Below are 23,158 nucleotides of genomic sequence, written 5' to 3'. Positions count from 1 at the left end.
CCCGCGAACCGCAGGTTGCAGGGGGGCGAAAAGGTGACTGCTGCACAGCCGGACGCTGCGCAAGCCGAATGGCTGGCCAAACTGCACAAGCAGTTGCTGTCAGACGATTCGATCCAGTTCGACCTGCCGGCCTACAGACCACCCGAGACACCCGAGTGGCTGAGACCGCTGGGCGAGTTCCTGAAATCGCTCGGCCCGTACATGATCTACCTGTTCTGGGGCGCGGTGATCACAGGTGCCGCGATCATTCTGCTGCTGATTTTGCTTGAGGTGAAAGGCGTCGCCTGGCGCCTGCCTTGGTGGCGCAAAAAGAGCGAGACCGAGGCGGAAGCGACATGGCACCCCGACGTTGGCGCCGCGCAGGTCCTGCTGTCGGAAGCCGATGCGCTCGCCGCCCGGGGCAATTACGACGAGGCGGTGCATCTCCTGCTTCGCCGCAGCGTTGCCGACATTGCCGGCCGCCTGCCCGACTTCCTGCGCCCGTCGCTGACCGCGCGCGATATCGCGGGAGCGGCGTCGCTGCCAACGCGGGCGCGCAGCGCCTTTACCCAGATCGCGCGCATCGTCGAGGCCGCTCTGTTCGCGCGCCGGCCGGTCGGGCCGGAGGGCTGGCAGGAGGCGCGCAGCGCCTATGAGCGATTCGTCTTCAGGGATGCCTGGACGTGAGTGACGCGACAGCCGACATCGCCCAGCAGGAACCGTTCAGCCGCAGGACGCTGTTCTGGGGCATTTTCGCCAGCCTGCTCGCGGCCGCAGGCTTCTTCCTGTTGTCCACCTATGCGCCCGACTTTCGCCAGCCGAGCGTCGGTGGCGCAACGCCGCTGTCGAAGAGCGGCATCGGCTATGCCGGTCTGGCGCAATGGCTGGAGCTAACCGGCGAAGCGCCCGACATGGCGCGGTCCGACAGCGATCTCGAGACCGAAATGCTGCTGATCGTCACCATTTCACCCGACAGCGACCCGGATGCGCTTGCCAACATCATCAAGCTTCGCAAGGGCCTGGATACGCTGTTCGTTCTGCCCAAATGGGCGACCTTGCCGCTGTTCCAGCATGAGGGCTGGGAGATGAAGATCCAGCGGCTGCCGGATGTGATGGTCAACGACTGGCTCGGCCGCATCGCCAAGGCGACGCTCGGCGAAGGTGAGACCATGGCCAAGCAACTCGACGTCGCAGGGCAAATGGTCAGCGTTCCCGGCCAGCTGCAATGGGTGGCCGACGAACACCCGCTGATTGCCGCCGGCAACGGTAAGGCCGTGCTGACCGAGGTTGAAGACGAGCGGTTCTACATTCTGACGGACCCCGATCTCATCAATAACGCCGGCTTGAAAGATCCCGACAAGGCGGCGGCGGCGCTCAAGCTGATCGAGCTCCTGCAGCCCGAAGAGGGTGCCGTCATGTTCGACCTGACGCTGCATGGCGTCGGGCGAAAATACGATCTCGCCAAGCTTCTGGTCGAGCCGCCCTTCCTGGCGCTGACGCTGACCATCCTGGCGGCGGCGGCACTTGCCTTCCTGCATGGCCTTGGCCGGTTCGGGCCGCCGCGGGCCGATCAGCGCGCCATCGCCTTCGGCAAGCGCGCGCTGGTCGATACCACGGCGATGCTGTTGCGCCGCGCTGGCCGGCTGGAGGAACTGGGCGACCGCTATGGAGCACTGGCACGCGTGCGCGCCGGCGCGCTGCTCGGCGCGCCGCACGGTTTGCAGGGCGAAGCGCTCGACCGCTGGCTCGATTCCCGCGACAAGGACGAAGCCGGCGGTTTCACGACCCGCCTGCAAGCTGCGAACGCGGCAAAGACCCTGACACAAATGCATGATGCAGCCGAAAAGCTGCACGACTGGACGGCAAGGAGGCTCGGTGAACGTCGATGATGTGAAGGCCCTGGCGACACAGATCAGGGAAGAGGTGGCCAAGGCCATCACCGGGCAACACGATACGGTCGATCTGATGCTGACGGCATTGTTCGCCGGCGGGCATATATTGCTCGAAGGACCGCCGGGCACGGCCAAGACGATGACGGCGCGCTGCTTTGCCCAGGCGCTGGGGGTCGCCTATGGCCGTATCCAGTTCACGCCCGACCTGATGCCCGGCGATATCGTCGGTTCCAACATCTACAATTTCCAGACCGGGCAATTCACGCTGACGCGCGGCCCGATCTTCTGCGACCTTTTGCTCGCCGACGAAATCAACCGCACGCCGCCCAAGACCCAGGCCGCCCTTTTGGAGGCGATGCAGGAACATGCCGTCACCTTCGACGGCACCACCCATGCGCTCGGCCAGAATTTCATGGTGGTGGCGACGCAGAACCCGATCGAGCATCAGGGCGTCTATCCCCTGCCCGAGGCCCAGCTCGACCGTTTCCTGTTCAAGCACCGGGTGAGCTACCCCGGCCCGCAAGAGGAAAAGGCGATCATCATCCATCATGGCGGCGGCACCGCCTCGCACGATATCAAGCAATACGGCATCACCGCCCAGGCCGACCGCAAGACGCTGGAAAAGGCGTTGGCGACCGTCGGCGAGGTCACGATTGTCGACGACGTCGTGGACTATATCGCAAGGCTGGTGCGGGCCACGCGCGCCAGCCCCGATCTGGAAGTCGGTGCCAGCCCGCGTGCGGGCGCCATGCTGGCGAGAGCCGCACGCGCCCGGGCAGCGCTCGACGGGCGCGCCTATGTCATCCCCGACGACGTCAAGGCGCTTGCGGTGCCGGCGCTGCGCCATCGCGTGATCCTGTCGCCGGCGGCGCAGATCGACGGCCGCCTGGTCGAGCAGATCGTCACCGACTTGGTCGACCAGACGGAAGCGCCACGTTGATCTATCCGAGCGGCCGGGCAGTCTGGGCAGGTGCGGCAGGTGCAATACCGGCCTTCCTGATCGCGCTCGCGCTGCCGTCGCTGTGGTATCTCGGCCTGTTGTGGATCTGCGCGCTGCTTGCTTTCCTGGCCGTGGACGCCGCCGCCGGGCGCGGACGCGCTTCCCTGGATGCCAGCATCCATGCCCCGCCGCAAGTCAGCGTCGGCGGCCAGTTCACCGTCCATGTCACTGCCGGGCTCAGCAGACGGTCGCGCGCGGTGCAGGCGCGCCTCGGCCATGACGAGCGGCTGGCCCCGCTGGGCGGCACCGGCGGCGCGTTGACCGCCGAGGCCGGCAGCGCATCGCTCGATCTCAAATTTCAGGCGCTGCGGCGCGGCATTGCCAGGTTCGATCGCCTGTGGGTGCGCTGGCGCGGGCCGTTCGGGCTGGTCTGGAACCAGGTCGTGCTGCCGATGGACGGCAAGGTGGCGGTGCTGCCCAACGTCAGCAGCGCCCGCGACGAGGCGATCACGCTTCTGCAGCGCCAGGCGCTGCCCGATGGCCATGCGCAGCGCCGCGCCGGCCAGGGCCGCGAATTCGAGGCGCTCAAGGACTACCAGCCCGGCATGGGCCGGCGCATGATCGACTGGAAGCGCAGCGCCCGCCACGGCAGGCTTCTGGCGCGCGAATTCCGTATCGAGGAGAACAACAACATCGTGCTGGCCATCGATAGCGGCCGGCTGATGTGCGAGCCCGTCGACGGCGTGCCGAAGGTCGACCGCGCCGTCACCGCAGCCTTGCTGTCGGCGTTCATTGCGCTGAAGGGCGGCGACATGGTCTCCCTGTTCGGCTTCGACGCGCGGCCGCGCGTTTCCAGCGGCGCCGTGCGCGGCTCCGCCAGCTTCGCCATGATCCAGAAGCGGGCGGCGGAAATCGACTATTCCACCGAAGAGACCAATTTCACCCTTGCCCTGACGACCCTTGCAGCAAAGCTCGACCGACGCTCGCTGGTGATCATCTTCACCGACTTCGTCGATCCGATCAGCGCCGAACTGATGCTGCGCACAGTAGGCCGGCTCACCGAACGCCATCTGGTGCTGTTCATGATGATGAAGGATGTCGAGCTGGAGACCTTGGCCGACATGCCGCCGGACACACCAGAGGATGTGGCGCGCTCCGTCGTCGCCGGCGGGCTGCTGCGCGAAAGGCAGGTCGTCATCGGCAGGCTCAGGCTGCTCGGCGCGCATGTCATCGAAGCCGACCATCAGAGGCTCGGACCGGCGCTGGTCGAGCGCTATCTCGAGCTGAAGCGAGAGGATCTGTTGTGAACGCGCTGGTCGGCAAGGATGCGGTGCGCCAGTCGCTGGCGAGCTTCCGTTCGGAGCGCGAGGCCGACTGGAAGGCGTTCGAGGCGCTGCTTGCCCGGGTCGAGAAACGTGCGCCACGCACGCTGTCGGAAGACGAACTGCTGTCGCTGCCACTGCTCTACCGCTCGGCGCTGTCCTCGCTTTCGGTGGCGCGGGCGACGTCGCTCGACAATGCGCTGGTCAGCTATCTCGAAGCGCTTTGCCTGCGCGGCTACTTCTACCTCTATGGCGCACGTCGCGGCCTGCGGCAGCGCATCGGCGACTTCTTCCTGCATGACTGGCCACACGCCATTCGCGATTTGTGGCGCGAGACCTTGCTGTCGGTCGTCCTGACCTTTGTCGGCGCCGGCGCCGGCTACTGGCTGGTGGCCAAAGACAAGGGCTGGTTCGACGCCATCATTCCGCCGAGCCTGGCCGGCGGGCGCAACCCGGATGCCTCGGCCGAAGTGCTGCGGCAGGTGCTTTATGACGGCACCGAGAATAATTTCCTGTCGGGCTTCGCCGCCTATCTGTTCACGCACAATGTCCAGGTGGCGATCCTGGCCTTCGCGCTGGGCTTTGCCTTCGCGGTGCCGAGCGTGCTCTTGATCCTGATGAATGGCTGCCTGCTTGGCGCGATGTTCCAGATCTACGTCGCCAAGGAGCTCGGCCTGGAGTTGGGCGGATGGCTGTCCATCCATGGCACCACCGAGATCTTCGCGATCGCCTTGGCGGGCGCCGCCGGCATGCGCATCGGCACGCGCATCGCCTTCCCCGGCGAACTGACGCGGATGACGGCTGCTGCCGATGCCGGGCGCGTGGCCGCCACCACCATGGTCGGCGTGACGATCATGCTTTTGTTTGCCGGCCTGCTCGAAGGCATCGGTCGGCAGGTGATCACCAGCGACGTGACACGCTACGCCATTGGCGGCGGCATGCTGACGCTGTGGCTTTGCTATTTCTATGTGTTCAGGGTGGTGCGGCATGGCGACCGCTAGGCGTGCTGCCGTCTCGACGATACGGCCGCTGATCACGCCGGAAGGGGTCGGTCTCCGGATCAAGCTCGCCGATGCCGGCACTCGCGCCGCCGCCTTCCTGCTCGACTTTGTCATCATCATCGTCACGGCGATCGTGATCTCGATCATTGCACTGTTCGGGCTGGCCGGCCTCAAAGGCGAAGGCGCGCAGCCGCTGTTCATCGTCTGGATCATCCTGATCTTCTTCCTGCGCAACGCCTATTTCATCGTCTTCGAAGCCGGCCGCCGCGCCGCCACGCCCGGCAAACGGATGCTCGGCATCCGGGTGGCGTCGCGCAGCGGCGCCGGCCTGTCAGTCGATCAGGTCATTGCCCGCAATCTGATGCGCGAGATCGAGATATTCCTGCCGCTGTCGATCATCCTTGGCCGCAGCGAGATGGGGCTCGCCGACACGCTGTCGACGATCTTCGGAATGGTGTGGACGCTGTTGTTTGCGCTCTTCCCGCTGTTCAACCGCGACCGCATGCGCATCGGCGACCTGTTGGCCGGAACCTGGGTGGTCGAGGCGCCCAAACTGGCGCTGGTCGAAGACCTGTCGCAACGCCAGGACACCACTACCCGCGCCTTCCGCTTCACCCAGGCGCAGCTCGATGCCTATGGCATCGCCGAACTGCACAAGCTGGAAGAGGTGCTGCGCCGCGACGACTATTTCGCACTGAAAGCCGTGGCCGAGACGATCGGGCGCAAGATCGGCATGATGGTCGAGCCGGTCGATTCCAGGGCCTTCCTCACCGCCTATTATGGCGAGCTGCGGGCACAGCTTGAGCGCAAGCTTCTGCTGGGGACGCGTAAGGCGGATAAGTACCAGCGGTAGATCGGAGTTCGGGATGCCGGCTCAAGTTAGCGAAGCGGAAAAAGCCAGAATAGAACGCGCCATTCAGGCGGCAGTCTCCGGATCCTGGAAGGAATTTGCAGAACTCACCGACGAACCGTTTCCAAACGATGCATCGATGAGGGAGCAATTCGGAGATACTTCTTCCCGACTTCAGCAAGCCGACGGAAATTGGGAAATGACCTCAGGCATAGGTATCGTGCCTGACGGCAGCGCGCGCCTGATCACAGTCTTGATCAAGGCGCCGCCCACCGTGGATATTGTCCTGACGCTGCACAGCACGAGCGATCGGGATGACAGCACGATCAGCATCTGGACGTTCTTTCAGCAGGTGAATTGGGGCGATTAGGCCTCGCCTACCCCACCCACTTCTCATAGTCGGACACCAAAAGGTGCACCGGCGCGACATCCTCGTCGATGTTGGAGAAGCGGCCGATCGGCTCGCGGAAGACGTTGTCGGTGAGATCGTCATTGACGGTCGAGACCTCGCCGATCAGCACATCCTTGCCCTCGGCCCAGAAGGCGTGCCAGACGCCGGGCAGCAGCGTCACGCTCTGGCCCGGGTCGAGCTTCAGGAGCCCGCCTGCCGGCAGCCTGTGGATGGTGCCGTCGACCGGCACCGTCACTTCGGCCTTCGGATCGATGCCGCCGTCGCGATCGTGCATGAACAGTTCCAGCACGAGCTTACCGCCGCCGCGGTTGATGATGTCCTCGGCCTTGATGTTGTGGCGGTGCATCGGCGACAGCTGATCCTTGCGCGAGATCATGATCTTCTCGGCATAAAGCATGCCCATGCCCTTCTTCATGTCGGCATAGACGCCGTTGCGAACGGTGAACAGGAACAGGCCGAGTTCGTCGAATTTTTCCTGGCCGTAATCGGTGATGTCCCAACCGAGCCGCGAGGTGAAAATGGCGGCGGAGTCGGCCTTGCGCGCCTTCATCTCTTCCGGGCTCCAGTAGGCGAAGGGCGGCATGATGTAGCCGAACGAGCGGATGAAGGCGTCTGCATCGCGGATGATGTCGTTGACGGTGGAGCGTTTCATGATCGTGATCCCTTCGCGTCGCGTTCCCTGGAGTTATCTGAAGCGCATAGCCGAACAGCGCTGCGGTGTCGACGCAAACTGCGTGCTGGCCCCATGACATCCGTGCGGATCGGGGCCATAAGTCAGCCAGATTTCCCAAGGTGATATTTCATGCAAGGCATAGACGACCTCGACACGCCGGCGATCCTCATCGACGCGGCCCGCGCCGAAGCCAACATCGCACGAGCGCAGGCGCATGCCGACCGCCACGGGCTGAAACTCAGGCCGCACATCAAGACGCACAAGCTGCCTTATTGGGCGAAGAAGCAGATGGCGGCCGGCGCGGTCGGCATCACCTGCCAGAAGATCGGCGAGGCGGAAGTGATGGCCGATGCCGGGCTGACCGATATTTTTCTGCCCTACAACATCCTTGGCCGCGCCAAGCTGGAGCGCCTCAAGGCGCTGCATGGCCGTGTGACACTGTCAGTGACCGTGGACAGCCTCGAAACGCTGGATGGGCTCGCCGCCACCTTCACCGACACCGGGCACCCCCTGCCCGTCCTGGTCGAATGCGACACCGGCATGGGCCGTTGCGGCGTGCAGAGCGCCGCCGAGGCGCTGGCACTGGCGAAGTTGATCGACCAAGCCAAGGGGCTCACCTTCGGCGGGCTGATGACCTACCCCGCGGCCGGCCGCGCCGCCGAGGCTGAATCGTGGCTGGCCGGCGCCAAACAAACGCTCGCGGCCTCGGGTCTCGCCTGTGAACGCATCTCCAGCGGCGGCACGCCTGACATGTGGCGCTCGGGCGAGGACAGCGTGGTGACCGAATACCGCCCCGGCACCTACATCTACCTCGACCGCTACCAGGTCGCCAAAGGCGTCGGCACGCTCGACGATTGTGCGCTGACGGTGCTCGCCACCGTGGTCAGCCATCCGACGCCGGCCCGCGCCATCCTGGACAGCGGCAGCAAGGCGCTGTCCAGCGACACGCTGGGGCTCGCCGATTTTGGCGAGCTGCTCGGCATGCCCGGCGCCCGCGTCACCAGCTTGAGCGAGGAACATGGCACGGTCACGCTTGCGAATGGCGCGAGCCTGCGCATCGGCGAACGCGTTCGCGTGGTGCCTGATCATTGCTGCGTGGTGACCAACCTGTTCGACCAGGTGCATCTGATCGACGGTGACAAGGTGCTGGAAACGCTGAAGGTGGAAGCGCGTGGGCGGATGGGGTGAGGCTTTTCGGTTTGGAGGCTCGCCCTATTTCGACATTGACGATTTGTAATTTATAACTTACTAGTCCCCATGGCAATCCTGAAGCAGACAGCCACCTTTCGGAGGTGGCACCAAAAGCTGAAAGACGGAAGAGCCAAGGCGGCAATTGCCGTTCGGCTGCAACGTTTGATTGTAGGAAATCCGGCGACGTGGCCCCAGTGGGTGAAGGCATCAGTGAATTGCGCGTTCACTATGGGCCCGGCTATGGCGTTTATTTTCACAAGCGCGGTGAAACGGTCATCCTGCTCCTGTGCGGCGGGGATAAAAGTTCACAAGAAACCGACATACGGACAGCAAAGCGCCTGGCCGTAGAATGGAGTGACGACAATGGTTGAAAAAATCTATGACTTCGATCCCGCCGAAATGCTCGATTCCGATACGGCAATCGAGGCGTTTCTGGCAGAGGCAATGGAAACCGGAGACGCCAAATTCGTCGCGTCCGCCCTCGGTGTCGTTGCCCGCGCCAAGGGGATGAGCAACATTGCCAGAAAGACCGGCTTGGCTCGCGAGCATCTTTATACCTCGCTCAGCGAAAACGGTAATCCTACGCTGGAAACCACACTGGCGGTCATGAAAGCATTCGGCTTTCATTTGGCCCCAAAGCACGATGCAACTCAGGTCTAATCTACGCCAGCGCGCGTCGAGCGCGAGGTTGTTCGGGCCAACTGAAATCAGGACGGATAAACCGGACCCAGCGCCGCCTTCAGCGGATCCAGCGCGTCGCCATACAGCTTCCAGCGCTCGACCGAGGATGAATAGATCGGCTGGCGCACCTGCCAGCGGCTCGGCGTCCGCACGGTGCGCTCGGTCTCGTTGAAACGCAGGCAGGCATCGTCCCACTCGATGCCGAGGAATCCGATCAATCCGCGGGCGCGATTTTCGAAATCGGCGACCGTTTCTTCGTAGGGCATGTCGTGGATATCCAGCGGGATGACCTTGGCCCAATGGCGCATCAGGCGGTCATACTGCCGGTAATACTGCCCAAGCTTGGTCAGATCGGCATTATAGCCGTGCGCCTCGGAAAAATTATGCATGAAACAGGACGCGCAATTGTCCATCGGGTCACGCCGGCAATGGATGATGCGGGCATTCGGCAAGATCAGGCTGATGAAGGCCAGCAGCTCGAAATTGTGCGGCATCTTGTCGACGACAAGCCGCACCGTGTTGTTGCGCTTTTTGAGATCGTCGAGATATTTCGATCCAAGCTCCTTGGCCTTGGCTGCAGTGAGCGCCGCCATGGCCTTGGTGAAAATGGCTGGGTCGAGCTTGTCGAACCCAAGTTCGCCGGCAAGTGAACGAATGGTCGACAACTCCCCGGCGCCATGGATATCACGATGACTGGCGCATATCTGCTCGGTCAGCGTCGTTCCCGACCGTGGCATGCCGACGATGAAGACCGGGCGTCTGGATGGATTTCCCAAATTGGCTCGCGTCTTGAAGAAGCCAGCGTCGAAGGTGTCGATGAAGCTGTCGTAAAGCTGGGTGTGCCGGTCGATGTCGAAATCATTGCCGGAAATCGCCTTGGCCCTCGCGAAATGGCGGATGGCCAGGCCATACTCGCGCTGATCATTGAGCATCTTGCCGGCGGCGTGGTGCAGCACTACCCGCTCGCGATCGGTGGTTGTCGGCAATTCCAGGCGTTTCAGCACCAAAGGCAACGTCGGATCGTCCTTGACCGCCCGGCGCGCAAGCGCCATTCCAGCCAGCGCCTCGACATGGCCCGGGTCGATGGCAAGGGCCTTGCTGAAGCATTTTACCGCCTCGGCCGGCCGGCCAATGTCGGTGAGCAAATCGCCCATACCGGCAAGTGCCATCACCGACTGGCCGTCGATAGCCAGCGCCTGGCGATAGAACCCTTCGGCAATGTCGCCCTCGAGCTGGCCGCGGTAGGAGCGGCCGAGATTGCACAGCGCTTCGATGAGCCCTCCGTCGAGCTCGATCGCCTTTCTCAGATGTCTGCGCGCCTTGTCGACGTTGCCGGTGACATTGTAGGCGTTGCCGAGATTGTTGCGGAAGATGGCGTTGCCCGGTTCGAGCTTGACCGCCCTTTCCATATAGGCAATGGCGGCGTCATGATGCTCGGCCTCGATGGCGAGCGTGCCCATCAGGTTCAGCGCCATGGCATTTTTGGGCTGCGTGCGAAGCACCGTCTGGTAGCAGAACTCGGCCTCGCGAAAACGCTTGCGCCGTTGCAGGTCGATGCCGCGCTGCAATGTCTTTTCCGCCGGCTCACCGGCGGTCGGCAGCGAGGCTGGGATCATTGCCGGCAGGCCCAGGGGTTGCCGGCGTGGCAAGAGCGGCATCCGTCAAATCCCGGTCGCGGCCTGCGACGAACCAATCAGAACTTCAGGGTAACGCCAAGCTGGAGATTGTGGGAGTACAATTTGGCGTTCTCGTATGTGCCGCCGCCATCATTGTCGTCTAGATCCACGCTTGTCACGGCCTTAAAGCGGTAACCGAAATCGAGGTCGACATTCTGCGTTACCGCGTAGGTAACACCGGCGCCCACCTGGCCGGCGAAACCCCAGCCGCCAGGCCCGTATCCAAAGGCGTGGCCATCAAAGTGAGTATCGGCGGTAACATAGGCCGCGCCGAGACCGCCGCCGACATAGAGTTTGGCATCACCAAAATGCGCAACATCGGCCCAGACGTTGGCGAGAAGATAGGTGGCCGACAGATTGCCGGAAGCCGGATAGTTGCCGACGCCCGTGTAGCTGTATTCGCTTGCCTTGTAGCGCGCGTAGGACAGTTCGCCTTCGACACGAAACACATCGTTGATGCGCCGACCGACAGCGCCGCCGATTACGAACCCGGTATCAAGATCGACTGAATACCCAGTACCATTGTAGTCCGTTTTCACATGGTTCGGGAAACTGGCGCCGCCGAAGAGCGTGACGTACCAGAGATCCTCTGCCCTCGGAACGTCGACGATCGCGTCGGCGGCGTACGCCGAACTCCAGCCAAGCACCAATGCCGTTGTCGACACACCAGCCAGTAGAAGCAGTTTCATCGTCGATTCCCTCGTAGCCTTCCAGCTACTTGCTCGCCTGCGGTTGGAGCTGTCAATAAGCAGACGCAGTCAGGGCACTCTTTCAGGAACCCTCGTTGCTATACAGCAACATAGCAGCACATTCTAATTTAGACGGAGACAGGCAAAGGCTGCTGTTTCGTTTGTCATTCGAGTGCCGGAAAAGAGAACCGCCTAGTCGCGTTGCTCTGCCTGCCGCGCCGCGATGCGCCGCATGGCAATGACCCGCCGGCGGCGGATCTCGGTGCGCATCGCCGTCAAATGCAGCGCGAAGAACAGCACGGTGAAGCCGAGCGCCATCACCAGCAGTGGCCATAGCAGGCTGGGATCGATCGTCGGTCCGCCGAGCCGGAACACCGAGGCCGGCTGGTGCAGCGTGTTCCACCAGTCGACCGAGAATTTGATGATCGGGATGTTGATGAAGCCGACGAGCGTGATGATGGCGGCGGCCCAGGCGGCGCGGCTGGCGTCATCCAGCGCGCGCGTCAGCGCGATGATGCCGAGATACATAAGAAAGAGGATGAAGACCGAGGTCAGACGCGCGTCCCAGACCCACCAGGTGCCCCACATCGGCTTGCCCCAGATCGAGCCGGTGACCAGCGCAAGCGCGGTGAAGGTGGCGCCGATCGGGGCTGCCGACTTCAGCGCGACATCGGCCAAGGGATGGCGCCAGACCAGCGTGCCGAGCGCGGCGACGGCCATCACCGTGTAGCACATCATGGCGAGCCAGGCGAAAGGCACGTGGATATACATGATGCGCACCGTGATGCCCTGCTGGAAATCCTCAGGCGCGGCAAAGCTCATATAGAGACCGATGGCGAGCAGGATCGCGGCGATCGACGCCAGCCACGGCACCAGCCTATCGGCCAGCCCGACAAAGCGCGTGGGGTTGGCGAGGTCGGTCCAGCCGGCGAGGCGTGAGGAGGTATCGCTCATAAGGTCTAGATAGACCGGCGGCGCGTTCGGGGCAATCGAGGGAATGTCGCAGTCTTATTTACCCTCCCCCTCGTGGGGAGGGTCGCTGCGAAGCAGCGGGGTGGGGGTGGTGGGGCACTACCCCCACCCGGACCCTACGGGTCCGACCTCCCCACAAGGGGGAGGTAAAAAAGCTACGCCGCTTCGATATTCACGGTGCGGCTGAGGCGGCGGACTTCCTCGTCGTTGAGCAGGCCGCCGGCGCGCAGCAGGCTGGCGAAACGGCCATTGCGCAGCGACAGTTCGGCGAAGCCGCCCATCTCGACCACCTTGCCCTTGTCCATGAACACGACCAGGTCGGCGTCGCGGACGGTGGTCAGGCGGTGGGCGATGATGAAGGTGGTGCGGTTGCGCCTCAGTTCGTCGATGGCTTCCTTGACGCGGTCCTCGGTCTCGACATCGAGCGCGCTCGTTGCCTCGTCGAGCACCAGGATCGGTGCGTCCTTGAGCACGGCGCGGGCAATGGCGATGCGCTGACGCTCGCCGCCTGAAAGCTGGCCGCCGCGCTCGCCAACGACGGTGTCATAGCCGGCGCTCTTGGCAAGGATGAAATCCTGCGCGGCAGCCGCATTGGCGGCGGCGTGAACCTCGTCATAAGTCGCCTCGGCACGACCGACGCGGATGTTGTCCTCGATCGAGCGGTTGAGCAGGCCGGCATCCTGGAAGACGGTGGCGATCGAATGACGCAGCGACTTGCGGGTCACCGTGCGGGTGTCGATGCCGTCGATCAGGATACGGCCATGAGACGGCGAGAAGACGCGCTGCAAGAGGTTGATCAGCGTCGTCTTGCCGGCGCCGGTCGGGCCGACGATGGCAACCGTCTGCCCGGCCTGGACCTCGAAGGAGACGTCGTCGACGCCCTGCCTCGAATTGGCAAACTCGAAGCCGACATTCTCGAAGCGGACGTGGCCGGTGACGTTGGTGAGGTCGCGCAAGCCGTCCGGCTCGGCGGAGTCGGCGGCCGAATCCTCGAGGTGATAGAAGTCCTCGAGCTTGGCGCGGGCTTCCGAAATCTGGTTGGCGAAAGCCGACATCTGGTCGAGGCGGGCAATCAGCAGCGTGGCAAAGCCGGTGAAGGCGATGACGTCGCCGATCTTGAGCTGGCCATGGGTGACCAGATAGGCGCCGATCAAAAGCACAACCATCATCGATATGGTCGACGACAGGCGGTGCAACGCATTGGCCATCGCCCACCAGTCGAGCACCGGGTTCTGCGCGTCGAGCAGGTTCTTGACATAGCGGCGCAGCGTATCGGCCTCGTGGCCGAGACGGTTGTAGCTCTGCAGCACGGCGACATTGCTGACCGAGTCGGTCACATGCGCGAAGACCTGATGGTAGTGACGCTCGACCGCGGCCTGGCCCGCCTTGGTGCGCTTCATCACAAGCCGGCCGATGCCGACATAGAGAACGCCCAGCGCCATTAGCACCAGCGACATGCGAAGATCCATGCTTATCGCGGTCGGAATCAGCAGAGCCAGCGCAACCGCCGTCGACAGATGCTGGCGCATGAATTCAAGCCACAGGCTGAACAGCGTCTCGACGGCGCGCAGCAGCGTGTGCAGCGCGTTGGAGGTGCCGCGCTGGTGGTGCCAGGCGAGCGGCATGGTGATCACGCGCTCGAACGACTGGCACAGCACCTCGCTGCGCCGCTTGTGGGCAAAACGGTCGGCGCCGCGCGCCACCAGCACGAAGGCGACGATGTTAAAGGCGCCGAGACCGGCCCACAGCGCCAGCGTCGAAAACACCGAACCCTTATCGGAGATGGCGTCGATTACCCGGCCGAACATGATCGGCTCGAGGATGGCGATAATGGCGAGCGCGACATTCGCACCGCAGATAAACGCAACGCGCTTCCTGTCGGCTGCGAGATAACCCAGCGCTCTCCAGTAGATTTGCAGAAGTGACACTTCAGCTACTCCGCCCAAAACATTATTGTGCACCGCACCATTTCTTGACACGTACCGGTTAACGGGTCGCAAAACAATGCCCGTCTACCTCTTCCGTTCCCATTCTGCGAACAAAAGATGACGACGTTGCGAAATCTGCCGTGATCACCTAACGGTTTGAGATAAAAGGTGAAATGTCAGTCTTGCGGCAAAATCATGGCAGCATCTAGCGCTGCCACATTTTTAATCACTGCACGCCTGGACCGCCGGTATCCGGGAAGGCACGCCGTACTGCGCCAGGAGCATGCCCAAGTAGAAAACGCGCGCCTCGAAAGGCGCGCGTCAACATTCTGAAGCCCTTGATTTTACGCGGGTATCTTGACGACCACCTCGGTCTTGTCGCCGGCCTTCGGCTGAAAACCGGAAGACTTTGTCTTGGTTCCATTGACTTCGAGCGAGATGGATTTGGCCTTTTTGTCGCGGATGACGCGAACCTTGACCTCCGCCCCCAGTATCTTCAGCGTGGCAGAATAGCCGTCCCAATGGCTGGGCAGTTTCGGCCGGAACGTGATCTGCTTGCCCCGCCGCTCAATGCCCAGAATGCCTTCGACCGCAGCACGGTAGAGCCATCCCGCTGAGCCCGTATACCAGGTCCAGCCGCCGCGACCGCCCTTGTCCTCACCGGAATAGATGTCGGCGGCGACGACGTACGGCTCGACGCGATAATGCTCGGCCGATGCATTGTCGAGCGCATGGTTGACCGGGTTCAGCATCGAGAAGCAGCGATAGGCATCGTCGGTGCGGCCCATTTCGGCGAGCGCGATCACGAACCAGGTCGCCGCATGGGTGTACTGGCCGCCGTTCTCGCGCACGCCCGGCGGATAACTCTTGATGTAACCAGGGTCCTTTCTCGTGTTCTGGAAGGCCGGGGTAAACAGTTTGACGATCTTGAGCTTGTCGTCGACCAGCAGGTTCGTCGCCTGCTGCATCGCCGTGGTCGAGCGCGCGGGGTCGCCCTCGCCGGAGAGCACGCTCCACGACTGCGCGATGGAGTCGATCTTGCACTCGTCCGAATTGTGCGAGCCAAGCGGCGTGCCGTCGTCGTAGCTGCCGCGGCGATACCACTGGCCGTCCCAGGCGGTGCTTTCCAGCGCCCGCTTCAGCACATCGGCGTGTTTTGTCCAGGCCTGCGCCCGCTTGGTGTCGCCCTCCCCCTTGGCCACGGTGGTAAAGTCGCCCAGCGTCTTCAAAAGGAACCAGCCGAGCCAGACGCTCTCGCCTTTGCCGGCTTCGCCGACGCGGTTCATGCCGTCATTCCAGTCGCCGCCGAGGATCAGCGGCAGCCCGGCCGGGCTGCTGCGCTTGATCGCAAGGTCGAGCGCACGCGCGCAATGGTCGTAGAGCGACGCGTTCGTCTTGGAGATTTCCGGCGTGAAGAAGGCGTCGTGCTCGCCTTCGCCCAGCACCTGCCCGTCGATGAAAGGCAGCTGCTCCTTCAGGATCCCTGTATCGCCGGTCACCTCGATGTAGCGATTGGTGGCATGCGCCAGCCAGACCACATCGTCGGAGATCATGGTGCGCACGCCGGCGTCGGTGCGCGGCAACCACCAATGCTGGACATCGCCTTCGGGGAACTGCCGGCGCGCCGCATTGAGGATCTGGTCGCGCGCCAGTTTCGGATCGTGCGCAAGCAGGGCCAGCGTGTCCTGCAGCTGGTCGCGGAAGCCGAAGGCGCCGCTTGCCTGATAAAAGGCCGAGCGGGCGCGGATGCGGCAGGCCAGGCTCTGATAGGGCAGCCAGTGATTGACCATGGCGTCGAGCGCCTTGTCGGGCGTCTCGACCTGGATGGTGTCGAGGAAGCCGCGCCAGACGCGTTCATTGTCGGCCAGCCGCTGGTCGAAATCCTTGCCCGAATGGGTCTGCACCAACGCGCTCGCCTCGGCTGATGTGGCGGCGTCGCCAAGCAGCCAGACCAGCGTGACGTCGCCGCCGGCGGGGATGTCGACATCGCTGGCGACAGCTGCGCACGGATCGTCGCCGGCCTCGACGCGGCCCGACAGGCCGGCTCCGCTGACGACGGCGTGCGGGAAGGCGCTGGTGCCATGCCTGCCGATGAACTCGCCGCGATCGGATGTCACCGAATGCACCGGACCGGTGGCGGCCAGGAAGGCCACCCGGTCGCCGAAATCGAGACCGTAGGGGTTTTGCGCCAGAAGCGCGCCAGTCGCTGGATCCCTGGACGGGATGATGGTCGCAGCCGTGCTCGAGCGATGGCTGCCGAGGACCCATTCGGCATAGGCATAGACGCGCAGCCGCGCCGGCGCCGAGCCTGAGTTCTGGATGCGCAGCCGCGTGATCTTCACTGGATCGACGGGATCGACGACGTGCGTCAGATCCATCGACAGCGGGCCGCGTTTGGACCGGAAGGTGGAGAAGCCCTGGCCGTGCCATGTCTCATAGGTCATCGAGGGATCGCGGACCACGGCAGCCAGCGGCGAGAATGCCTTGCCGCTGGCCTGATCGTAGATGTAGATGCCCTCGCCCGGCCGGTTGGTGACCGGATCATTCGACCATGGCGTCAGCTGGTAATCGCGGCTGTTGCGGCTCCAGGTGAAGGCAGCGCCTTCGGCCGAGACATGGAATCCGAACGAGGCGTTCGAGACGACGTTGATCCAGGGCTGCGGCGTCGAGCGCCGCCCGGCAAGGCGGGTGACATAGTGGCGGCCGTCGCCCTCGAAACCGCCAAAGCCGTTCCATTGGCTGAGGCCGCTGCCGTCGGCGCTGCTGTCGGACGCGGCATGGTATGCAGGCGCCGCCGGCACCGGCAGAGACGGCTCGCGCAGCGACGCGGGGGCCACCGGCTGCAGGGCATCGCGTGCTTGCAAGGCTGCCGCCTCGGCGCGTTCGATCTGGTCGAAGATGGTGCCGTTGCGCGTGTGCAGAACCACGCGGGCAACCGCCAGCAGCGTCTTGTACGTCGCCTCGTCCATCAGGTCGCGGCGCACGGCGAAGATGTGCTGGCGCGGCCCGAGTTCCTTGCCGCGCAGGCGGCTGTTTTCGCACAGCGTTTCGACCGCGCGCTGCAGGTCCTGGACATAGGACGATGCCTGCTCGTTGACGACCACGAAGTCGATCATCATGCCGCGGGCGCGCATATACTCCTGGAAGCGCAGCGCCTGGGCGACAATTTCGAGGTCGGCCACGTCGCCGATGCGGACCAGGAAGATCGGGAAATCGCCCGAAATGCTGGTCGGCCACAGGCTGGACTGCTTGCCCAGCCCCGAAGCGATGGATTCGCCGGGCAGGCGCAGGAACGGATCGGGATAGATCAGGAAGCGCGCCAGCTTCTGCACGTTGGCGGCGTCGGTCAGGCTGAGACCAAGATGGCGGGTCTGCACCTGCGAACGCGTCCAGGCAAGCATCGCCTGGCGAGCAAAACTTTCGGGATGGTCGAGCCTGGCGATGGCCTCGTCCAGTTCGGCGCGGTTGGCGCCGACGGCGGTCCAGAAGGTCAGCGATATCTTCTTGTTGGCCGGCACCCGCACCTGGCGGCGCAGGGCCGCTACCGGATCGAGGGTGAAGCCGTGGTGACCGCCAAGCTTGGCGCCGGGATCGAAGGCCGCCGCTTCCGCGATGGTACGGCCACGGCCGATGAAGGCACGGCGGTCGGTTTCGGCCTCGGCATCGCGCGCCGACCCGGACGGATCGGTGACGAAATGCACCATGGTGACGTCAGGCTCGTTCTTGTCGCGCTTGCGCCTGGTGGCAAAGATGGCACCGTTGTTGGCAGCGATCTCGGTCTCTATAAACATTTTCGAGAACGCAGGATGGGCATTGTCGGAGGCTTCGTTGCCCAGCACCAGCTCGGCAAAGGAGGTCACCTCGATATGCCGGTCAGTGGCGCCGTCGTTGTAGAGCGTGACGCGCCGTCCCTCGCCATTGCCTTCCGAGATGACGATGCATTCGACCTCCGAACGCAGCGAGCCCACTGTTTTGACGAAGCTCGCCTTGTCGTCGGAAAACAGCGTCTGCACTCTCTCGCCGGTCGCCTGCTTCGGCTCCGCGGTGGCCGACCACCAGTCGCCGCTGCCGGCGTCGCGCAGGAAGATGTAGGAGCCGAGCCGGTCTTCGGTCGGGTCGGGCTGCCAACGGGTGACGGCGAGTTCGCCCCAGCGGCTGTAACCGGAACCGGTGGCCGAGACCATGACGGAGTAGCGGCCATTGGACATGACGCTGGTGGCGCGCAACGCCCTCAGCGGGTCGAGGACGATGCGCGAATCCGGGCTTTCGACCTCGGTCTCGTCCTTCGAGCGCTCGTCGGCTTCGGTCCTGACCGTGGCGGTCGGGATGTCGCGCGGCGCCCTCTCCTGAAGCAGGAGTTCGGCAGACTCGATCACCGGATCGCTGTGGAAGCGGTCGCGCAGCCTGCCCTCGAAGATGGCGTCGGCAACGGCGGCGATCGACATGCCGGAGTGATGCGCCATGTAGTTCAGGACAACGGCATGGTCGGTGCCTTCCGGCACGCGCTGCGGCGTGAAGTCGACGGCGTCATAAAAGCCATGCCGGCCGAGAGCGCCGATGGAGCGCAGCCTGGCCAGATTCTGGACGGATTCGCGCGGTGTGAACTGCGCCGCGAGGATCGTGGCGTAAGGCGCGATCACCGTGTTCTGGCCAAGGCCGCGCTTGAGACCAAGTCCGGGCACGCCGAAATTGGTATACTGGTAGGTCAGTTCGCGGTCGCGGGCATTGTAGGCCGCTTCCGAAATACCCCAGGGCACGTTCTTCGAACGCGCGTACTGGATCTGGCGCTTGATGATCAGCTTGCTGGTCTGGTTGAGGATCGATCCCTGCGGCTCCTTCATCACCAAAGGCGGCATCAGATACTCGAACATCGAGCCCGACCAGGACATCAGCGCACCCTGGAAGCCGATCTCGACGATCGGCCTTCCAAGCCGGAACCAATGCTCCGTCGGCAGGTCACCCTTGGCGATGGCGAACAGGCTGGTCAGCCGCGCCTCGGAGGCGAGCAGATCGTAGCAGCTCTCATCGAGCTGGTGCTCCTCGACCCGGTAGCCGATCGAGAGCAGTTTGCGCTCCTGACGCATCAGGAAAGAGAAATCCATCTCGAAGGCATAGCGGCGGCAGCGTTCGCGCAGCGCCAGCAGCTTGGCGCGCAAGGCTTCGACGGCGTTTTCGTCGCTGTGCGAGTCATGCACATGCGCCTCGCAGGTCGCTTCCAGCCGTGCCGCCCAGTCGGCGATAATGTCGCTGCGCTGCGATCCGGCCTCGGTGTGGATGGCGGTGGCGAGCTTGCGGATCTCGCCGGCAAGCACGGCCAGGTTAATGGTGCGGATCGAGGCCATCTCCGGCTGCGCCTGGATGGTCATGACGGCGCGCCGCATGCCATCGAGGCGATCGGCCAGACGCTGGCGCAACGGCCGCAGTTGCCGGCGGTCGTCAGGCAATTCCTCGAGGCTCTCGTCGAGGATACTCACCGTGTCGAGGACGCCTTCGAAATCGCCCTGCAGGTGAACGGACGGGGCTTCCGCCCACTCGGCACAGGCCGCCGCCACCGCGACCAGATGTCCGGCCAGATTGCCGCTGTCGACGGCCGAGATGTAGAGCGGATAGAGCGGCTTGAGCGTCGTGGTGTCGTACCAGTTGAAGAGGTGGCCGCGGTTGCGCGGCATGCTCTCGATGGTCGTCATCGTGGCGTCGATGCGAGTGATGGCGTCGGAGAGCGCAATCCAGCCGAAATCGCGTGCCGACACCACCGACAGCAGGTAGACGCCGATATTGGTCGGCGACGTCCGCGGCGCCACAACCGGCGCCGGGCTTTCCTGGAAATTGTCGGGCGGCAGATTGTGGTGCTCGGCCGTGACGAAGGTTTCGAAATAATGCCAGGTGCGGCGCGCCACGGTGCGCAGCGCGTGGATGTCGGCTTGCGATATGCGCAGGCGGTCCTCGGTCTCGGCCGAGCGGCTGATCCAGCAGGCAACCGCCGGCGAACCGATCCAGAACAGAGCGAAGAAGAAGGCGACGAAGGCACCGGTGGAATCGGCCAGCACGGGGATAGCGAGACCGACGACGCCGATGATCACGGCGCCATACATCATGCTGTAATAGGAGCCGATATCGTTGTCGCCGCCCTTGTGCGCCTGCGACGCGGTGCGCCATTCCAGCAGGTTCTGGCGGCTGACGAACAGGCGGTAGAGCGTGCGCACGATGGCGTCGCCCATCATCCAGGCATTGTGCGCCATCAACAGCACTTTCAGCGCCACAAGGGCCGTGCCGAAGACGGTGTCGTGCGCCAGTGCGGAGAAATGGCCGCGCGGCGTCTGGTCGCCGCTCTTGGGCAGGATGGCGTTGACGACATCGAAGGTCGGCGCCATGAACAGCGACAGGATCAGCAGCGCCTGCCACTGCGCGGCCTGCGTGAAGGGCAGCAGCGTCCAGCCGGCGATCGCCGCCATCACCCAGAAGATCGGGGTCAGCGAGCGGCGCAGATTGTCGACCATCTTCCAGCGCGACAGCGCCGGCACGCCGGAACGCGGCGAGAAGATGAAGCGCAGCAGCTGCCAGTCGCCGCGCGCCCAGCGGTGGTGGCGCGAGGCGTCGACCGAGTAGCGGGTAGGATAGTCCTCGACCAGTTCGACGTCGGTGACAAGTGCTGCGCGCGCTAGCGCACCTTCGAGCAGATCGTGGCTGAGGACGGTGTTTTCCTCGATGCGGCCCTGCAGCGCCGCCTCGAAAGCGTCGACGTGATAAAGGCCCTTGCCGGTGAAGGAGCCGTCGCTGAAGACGTCCTGGTAGAGATCCGAGACGGCAAAGACGTAAGGATCGAGACCGCTGTTGGACGAGAAGACGCGCTGGAAGAAAGAAGCGTCGTCGCCGCTGGTGAGCGAGGCTGTGATGCGCGGCTGCAGAATGGTGTAGCCGGCGGTAACGACGCGCTTTGTCGCGTCAAAATGCGGGCGGTTGAGCGGATGGGCGAGCTTGCCGACCAGTGACGACACGGCGTCGCGCGTGGTGCGCGTGTCGGCGTCGAGCGTCATGACATAGACGACCTTTTCCGGCAGCGGCACGTCGAGCGGCAGGAAGGTGGTGTCGCTGTCGCCGCGCAAGAGAAGGTTCAGCTCATGCAGCTTGCCGCGCTTGCGCTCCCAGCCCATCCAGGCGCCCTGCGCCTGGTTGTAGAGCCGGCGGCGATGCAGGATATAGAAACGCGGCGCGCCTTCCGAGGGATAACGGGCATTGAGCCTGGCGATCTCGTCGCGCGCATATTGCAGGATCTCGATGTCGGCGGCGTCGATCTCGGTCTTGGAATCCGGCCAGTCGGACAGCAGCGCGAAATGGATTTCTTCGGCCGTGTTGGCGAGGTGATGCACCTCGATGTTGCGGATGTTTTCCTCGACATCATCGCGCGAGCCGATCAGCGACGGCACCACGACCAAGGTGCGTGATGCCGCCGGAATGCCGTGCTTGTAGTCATAGCCGACGAGCCGCGTCGGCTTCAGGAACAGTGAAACAACGGTGTTGAAGAAGGCGAGCGCGCCTTCGCTGGCAGGCACCGCAAACAGCGCCAGCATCAGCGTGATGGATTCCACCGACAGGCCGAGATGGGCAAGCGCATTGCCGGAGACAACCAGCAGTAGCACCGTCAGCAGGAAGACCGGCACAACGATGCCGAGCCAGCCCGTGGCGGTGAAGGCGCGCTTGAAGGTCACATGGAAGGGCGGCCGATAGCCGATCGCCTTTTCCAGATCCGGCCGGCGCGGGCCGACCAGGAAGAAGCCGACATCGGTATGCATGGCCGGATCGGCTGATGCATCCGGCACGCCGGAGGCATCGGTGACCCCGGGAACATGGCTGGCCAGATCGATGGCCTTTTCGGCGACACGGAATTCGGACAGGTCGGAGCGGCGCGCCAGTTGCTCGATCGACGTGCGGTACTGGTCGCGCGAAAAGAAATCGAGCGCGGCGAAATCGGTGCGCTCGCGCAACAGCGTGTCGATGCGGCTGACGCCCTCGAACCACACCGTCCAGTCGACGTCGTTGATGAGGCGCAGGCCGCGGATGATGTTGCCGGTGGTGACATTGCCGCTGGACAGCGTGCGATGCTCGGAAATGATGATTTCCTCGGCGTCGGAGCCGGTTTTCTCGAGCTCGACCTCCAGCCATTCCAGCGCCCTGCCGGCATTCTGCGAGCCGTCGCGCAGGCGGTAGAGCAACTGGGTGGCGAAGGTGGTGTCCTGCGCATGCGCGCCGTAGCCCGACAGGATCTTCCGGCGGTCTGCATTGTCGTCGGTCGCCAGCACGCGGTCGGCGACCTCGTTGGCGATATGGCGCATCTGCCTGGTGCGGTCGACGCGCACGGCGATGCGGCGCAGATTCTCGATCAAAACGAAGCGCAGCAGCGACGGCAGCGCCCACAATTCGCCGATCTTGAGCGGCTCGACCGACTGAAAACCCTCGACGATGGATTTGAACATGGTCGCCGAAACCGAACTGTCGGAATGGGCGACATAGCTCCAGGCCAGGGCCAGCGCGCGCGGCACCGCGGCGCGGTTGGCCACTTCCAGGGTCGGCAACTGCCGGTAGAAACGGCGCGGCAGGTCGCGCTTCACCTGAAAAATGGTCTCCTCGACGAGATAATTGTTGTCGAGCAGCCATTGCGCGGCAGGCGTGATGGTTTCGCCCTTGGCCTGGGCGGCATTGGTCGAGCGGTAGACTTCGAGGATTTTCTTGGCGCTGTCGCGGATGCGGGCCTGGAAATCGAACGGCGTCAGGCCGAACAGGTCCTTGATGTCGCCGTTGGCGAGGCTTTCGCCCAGCGCGCGCAGCCGCTCTTCGGGCAGGAAATTGGAGCGTATCGGCTCTTCGGTGATGACCGGGAAGCCGGCGCTGGACTTTTCGATTTGGGCAGGATTTGTCTGGATATTCATTGAAAATTCCGCATGGGGGACGCGATGC

At 63.9% G+C, this 23,158-nt stretch carries 16 protein-coding genes; 10 read left to right on the top strand and 6 right to left on the bottom strand.

The features are described 5' to 3' along the window. Nucleotides 1-33: 33 nt before the first annotated feature. Genes NKJ75_RS03995 through NKJ75_RS03965 form a run of 7 tightly spaced genes read left to right on the top strand, consistent with a single transcriptional unit; the run spans nucleotide 34 to nucleotide 6,354 of the window. Nucleotides 34-666, top strand: coding sequence for a DUF4129 domain-containing protein (locus tag NKJ75_RS03995; RefSeq protein ID WP_352499226.1), 633 nt, complete (start codon nucleotides 34-36; stop codon nucleotides 664-666). Next, the gene (locus NKJ75_RS03990; RefSeq protein WP_352499225.1) at nucleotides 663-1,868 is read left to right on the top strand and encodes a DUF4350 domain-containing protein; all 1,206 of its coding nucleotides are present in this window, start codon (nucleotides 663-665) and stop codon (nucleotides 1,866-1,868) included. The genes NKJ75_RS03995 and NKJ75_RS03990 overlap by 4 nt, the downstream gene beginning before the upstream one ends. Next, nucleotides 1,855-2,811: an AAA family ATPase gene (locus tag NKJ75_RS03985; protein ID WP_023739277.1), complete on the top strand. Its 957-nt coding sequence runs from the start codon at nucleotides 1,855-1,857 to the stop codon at nucleotides 2,809-2,811. The genes NKJ75_RS03990 and NKJ75_RS03985 overlap by 14 nt, the downstream gene beginning before the upstream one ends. Then, the gene (locus NKJ75_RS03980) at nucleotides 2,808-4,118 is read left to right on the top strand and encodes a DUF58 domain-containing protein (protein WP_023739276.1); all 1,311 of its coding nucleotides are present in this window, start codon (nucleotides 2,808-2,810) and stop codon (nucleotides 4,116-4,118) included. The genes NKJ75_RS03985 and NKJ75_RS03980 overlap by 4 nt, the downstream gene beginning before the upstream one ends. Further along, on the top strand, nucleotides 4,115-5,134 hold the full coding sequence (locus NKJ75_RS03975) for a stage II sporulation protein M (RefSeq protein WP_023739275.1): 1,020 nt from the start codon (nucleotides 4,115-4,117) through the stop codon (nucleotides 5,132-5,134). The genes NKJ75_RS03980 and NKJ75_RS03975 overlap by 4 nt, the downstream gene beginning before the upstream one ends. Continuing rightward, nucleotides 5,121-5,987, top strand: a complete 867-nt coding sequence (locus NKJ75_RS03970; RefSeq protein ID WP_023739274.1) for an RDD family protein — start codon at nucleotides 5,121-5,123, stop codon at nucleotides 5,985-5,987. The genes NKJ75_RS03975 and NKJ75_RS03970 overlap by 14 nt, the downstream gene beginning before the upstream one ends. A 13-nt stretch (nucleotides 5,988-6,000) precedes the next feature. Next, a complete protein-coding gene (locus NKJ75_RS03965) occupies nucleotides 6,001-6,354 on the top strand; it encodes a hypothetical protein (protein WP_023702292.1) in 354 nt (117 codons plus the stop codon). Between the two features lie 7 nt (nucleotides 6,355-6,361). Here NKJ75_RS03965 and NKJ75_RS03960 read toward each other — a convergent pair whose 3' ends face one another. After that, nucleotides 6,362-7,048: a D-lyxose/D-mannose family sugar isomerase gene (locus NKJ75_RS03960; protein WP_023694398.1), complete on the bottom strand. Its 687-nt coding sequence runs from the start codon at nucleotides 7,046-7,048 to the stop codon at nucleotides 6,362-6,364. A 150-nt stretch (nucleotides 7,049-7,198) separates the two neighbouring features. Between NKJ75_RS03960 and NKJ75_RS03955 the strand changes: the two genes are divergently transcribed. The 3 genes from NKJ75_RS03955 (at nucleotide 7,199) to NKJ75_RS03945 (ending at nucleotide 8,920) form a co-directional block, all read left to right on the top strand. Then, the gene (locus NKJ75_RS03955; protein ID WP_352499224.1) at nucleotides 7,199-8,257 is read left to right on the top strand and encodes a D-TA family PLP-dependent enzyme; all 1,059 of its coding nucleotides are present in this window, start codon (nucleotides 7,199-7,201) and stop codon (nucleotides 8,255-8,257) included. Between the two features lie 197 nt (nucleotides 8,258-8,454). Next, entirely contained in the window at nucleotides 8,455-8,631 is a 177-nt protein-coding gene (locus tag NKJ75_RS32815) for a type II toxin-antitoxin system RelE/ParE family toxin (protein WP_502903828.1), read from the top strand. Beyond that, nucleotides 8,624-8,920 (top strand): addiction module antidote protein, encoded by a 297-nt coding sequence (locus NKJ75_RS03945; RefSeq protein ID WP_023672893.1) that lies wholly within the window; start codon nucleotides 8,624-8,626, stop codon nucleotides 8,918-8,920. Before NKJ75_RS32815 ends, NKJ75_RS03945 begins: the two co-directional genes overlap by 8 nt. A 47-nt stretch (nucleotides 8,921-8,967) precedes the next feature. Here the strand turns inward: NKJ75_RS03945 and NKJ75_RS03940 are convergent, their stop codons facing one another. The 5 genes from NKJ75_RS03940 to NKJ75_RS03920 all read right to left on the bottom strand — a co-directional run bounded on the left by NKJ75_RS03940 (nucleotide 8,968) and on the right by NKJ75_RS03920 (nucleotide 23,130). Beyond that, nucleotides 8,968-10,599 carry a tetratricopeptide repeat-containing sulfotransferase family protein gene (locus tag NKJ75_RS03940; protein WP_352499223.1) on the bottom strand — a complete coding sequence of 544 codons (1,632 nt, stop codon included), beginning with the start codon at nucleotides 10,597-10,599 and terminating at the stop codon, nucleotides 8,968-8,970. Between the two features lie 35 nt (nucleotides 10,600-10,634). After that, nucleotides 10,635-11,306, bottom strand: a complete 672-nt coding sequence (locus tag NKJ75_RS03935) for an outer membrane protein (protein ID WP_023689643.1) — start codon at nucleotides 11,304-11,306, stop codon at nucleotides 10,635-10,637. Between the two features lie 192 nt (nucleotides 11,307-11,498). Beyond that, nucleotides 11,499-12,260: a heme ABC transporter permease gene (locus NKJ75_RS03930; RefSeq protein WP_023715243.1), complete on the bottom strand. Its 762-nt coding sequence runs from the start codon at nucleotides 12,258-12,260 to the stop codon at nucleotides 11,499-11,501. Between the two features lie 173 nt (nucleotides 12,261-12,433). Continuing rightward, nucleotides 12,434-14,206, bottom strand: a complete 1,773-nt coding sequence (locus NKJ75_RS03925; RefSeq protein WP_023672897.1) for a glucan ABC transporter ATP-binding protein/ permease — start codon at nucleotides 14,204-14,206, stop codon at nucleotides 12,434-12,436. A gap of 344 nt (nucleotides 14,207-14,550) precedes the next feature. Beyond that, entirely contained in the window at nucleotides 14,551-23,130 is an 8,580-nt protein-coding gene (locus NKJ75_RS03920; RefSeq protein ID WP_352499222.1) for a glycoside hydrolase family 94 protein, read from the bottom strand. Nucleotides 23,131-23,158: the final 28 nt, after the last annotated feature.

Origin of the sequence: Mesorhizobium sp. M0058, assembly GCF_040323095.1 — a bacterium.
Taxonomy (GTDB): Bacteria; Pseudomonadota; Alphaproteobacteria; order Rhizobiales; family Rhizobiaceae; genus Mesorhizobium.
Note: the sequence above shows the minus strand (reverse complement) of the source record. Positions and strands in the feature narration are given on the sequence as shown.

Coding starts and splice junctions, on each gene's coding strand:
- NKJ75_RS03930 (WP_023715243.1), bottom strand. CDS start 12,260: ATGAGCGATACCTCCTCACGCCTCGCCGGCTGGACCGACCTCGCCAAC.
- NKJ75_RS03935 (WP_023689643.1), bottom strand. CDS start 11,306: ATGAAACTGCTTCTACTGGCTGGTGTGTCGACAACGGCATTGGTGCTT.
- NKJ75_RS03965 (WP_023702292.1), top strand. CDS start 6,001: ATGCCGGCTCAAGTTAGCGAAGCGGAAAAAGCCAGAATAGAACGCGCC.
- NKJ75_RS03920 (WP_352499222.1), bottom strand. CDS start 23,130: ATGAATATCCAGACAAATCCTGCCCAAATCGAAAAGTCCAGCGCCGGC.
- NKJ75_RS03960 (WP_023694398.1), bottom strand. CDS start 7,048: ATGAAACGCTCCACCGTCAACGACATCATCCGCGATGCAGACGCCTTC.
- NKJ75_RS03940 (WP_352499223.1), bottom strand. CDS start 10,599: ATGCCGCTCTTGCCACGCCGGCAACCCCTGGGCCTGCCGGCAATGATC.
- NKJ75_RS03945 (WP_023672893.1), top strand. CDS start 8,624: ATGGTTGAAAAAATCTATGACTTCGATCCCGCCGAAATGCTCGATTCC.
- NKJ75_RS03955 (WP_352499224.1), top strand. CDS start 7,199: ATGCAAGGCATAGACGACCTCGACACGCCGGCGATCCTCATCGACGCG.
- NKJ75_RS03970 (WP_023739274.1), top strand. CDS start 5,121: ATGGCGACCGCTAGGCGTGCTGCCGTCTCGACGATACGGCCGCTGATC.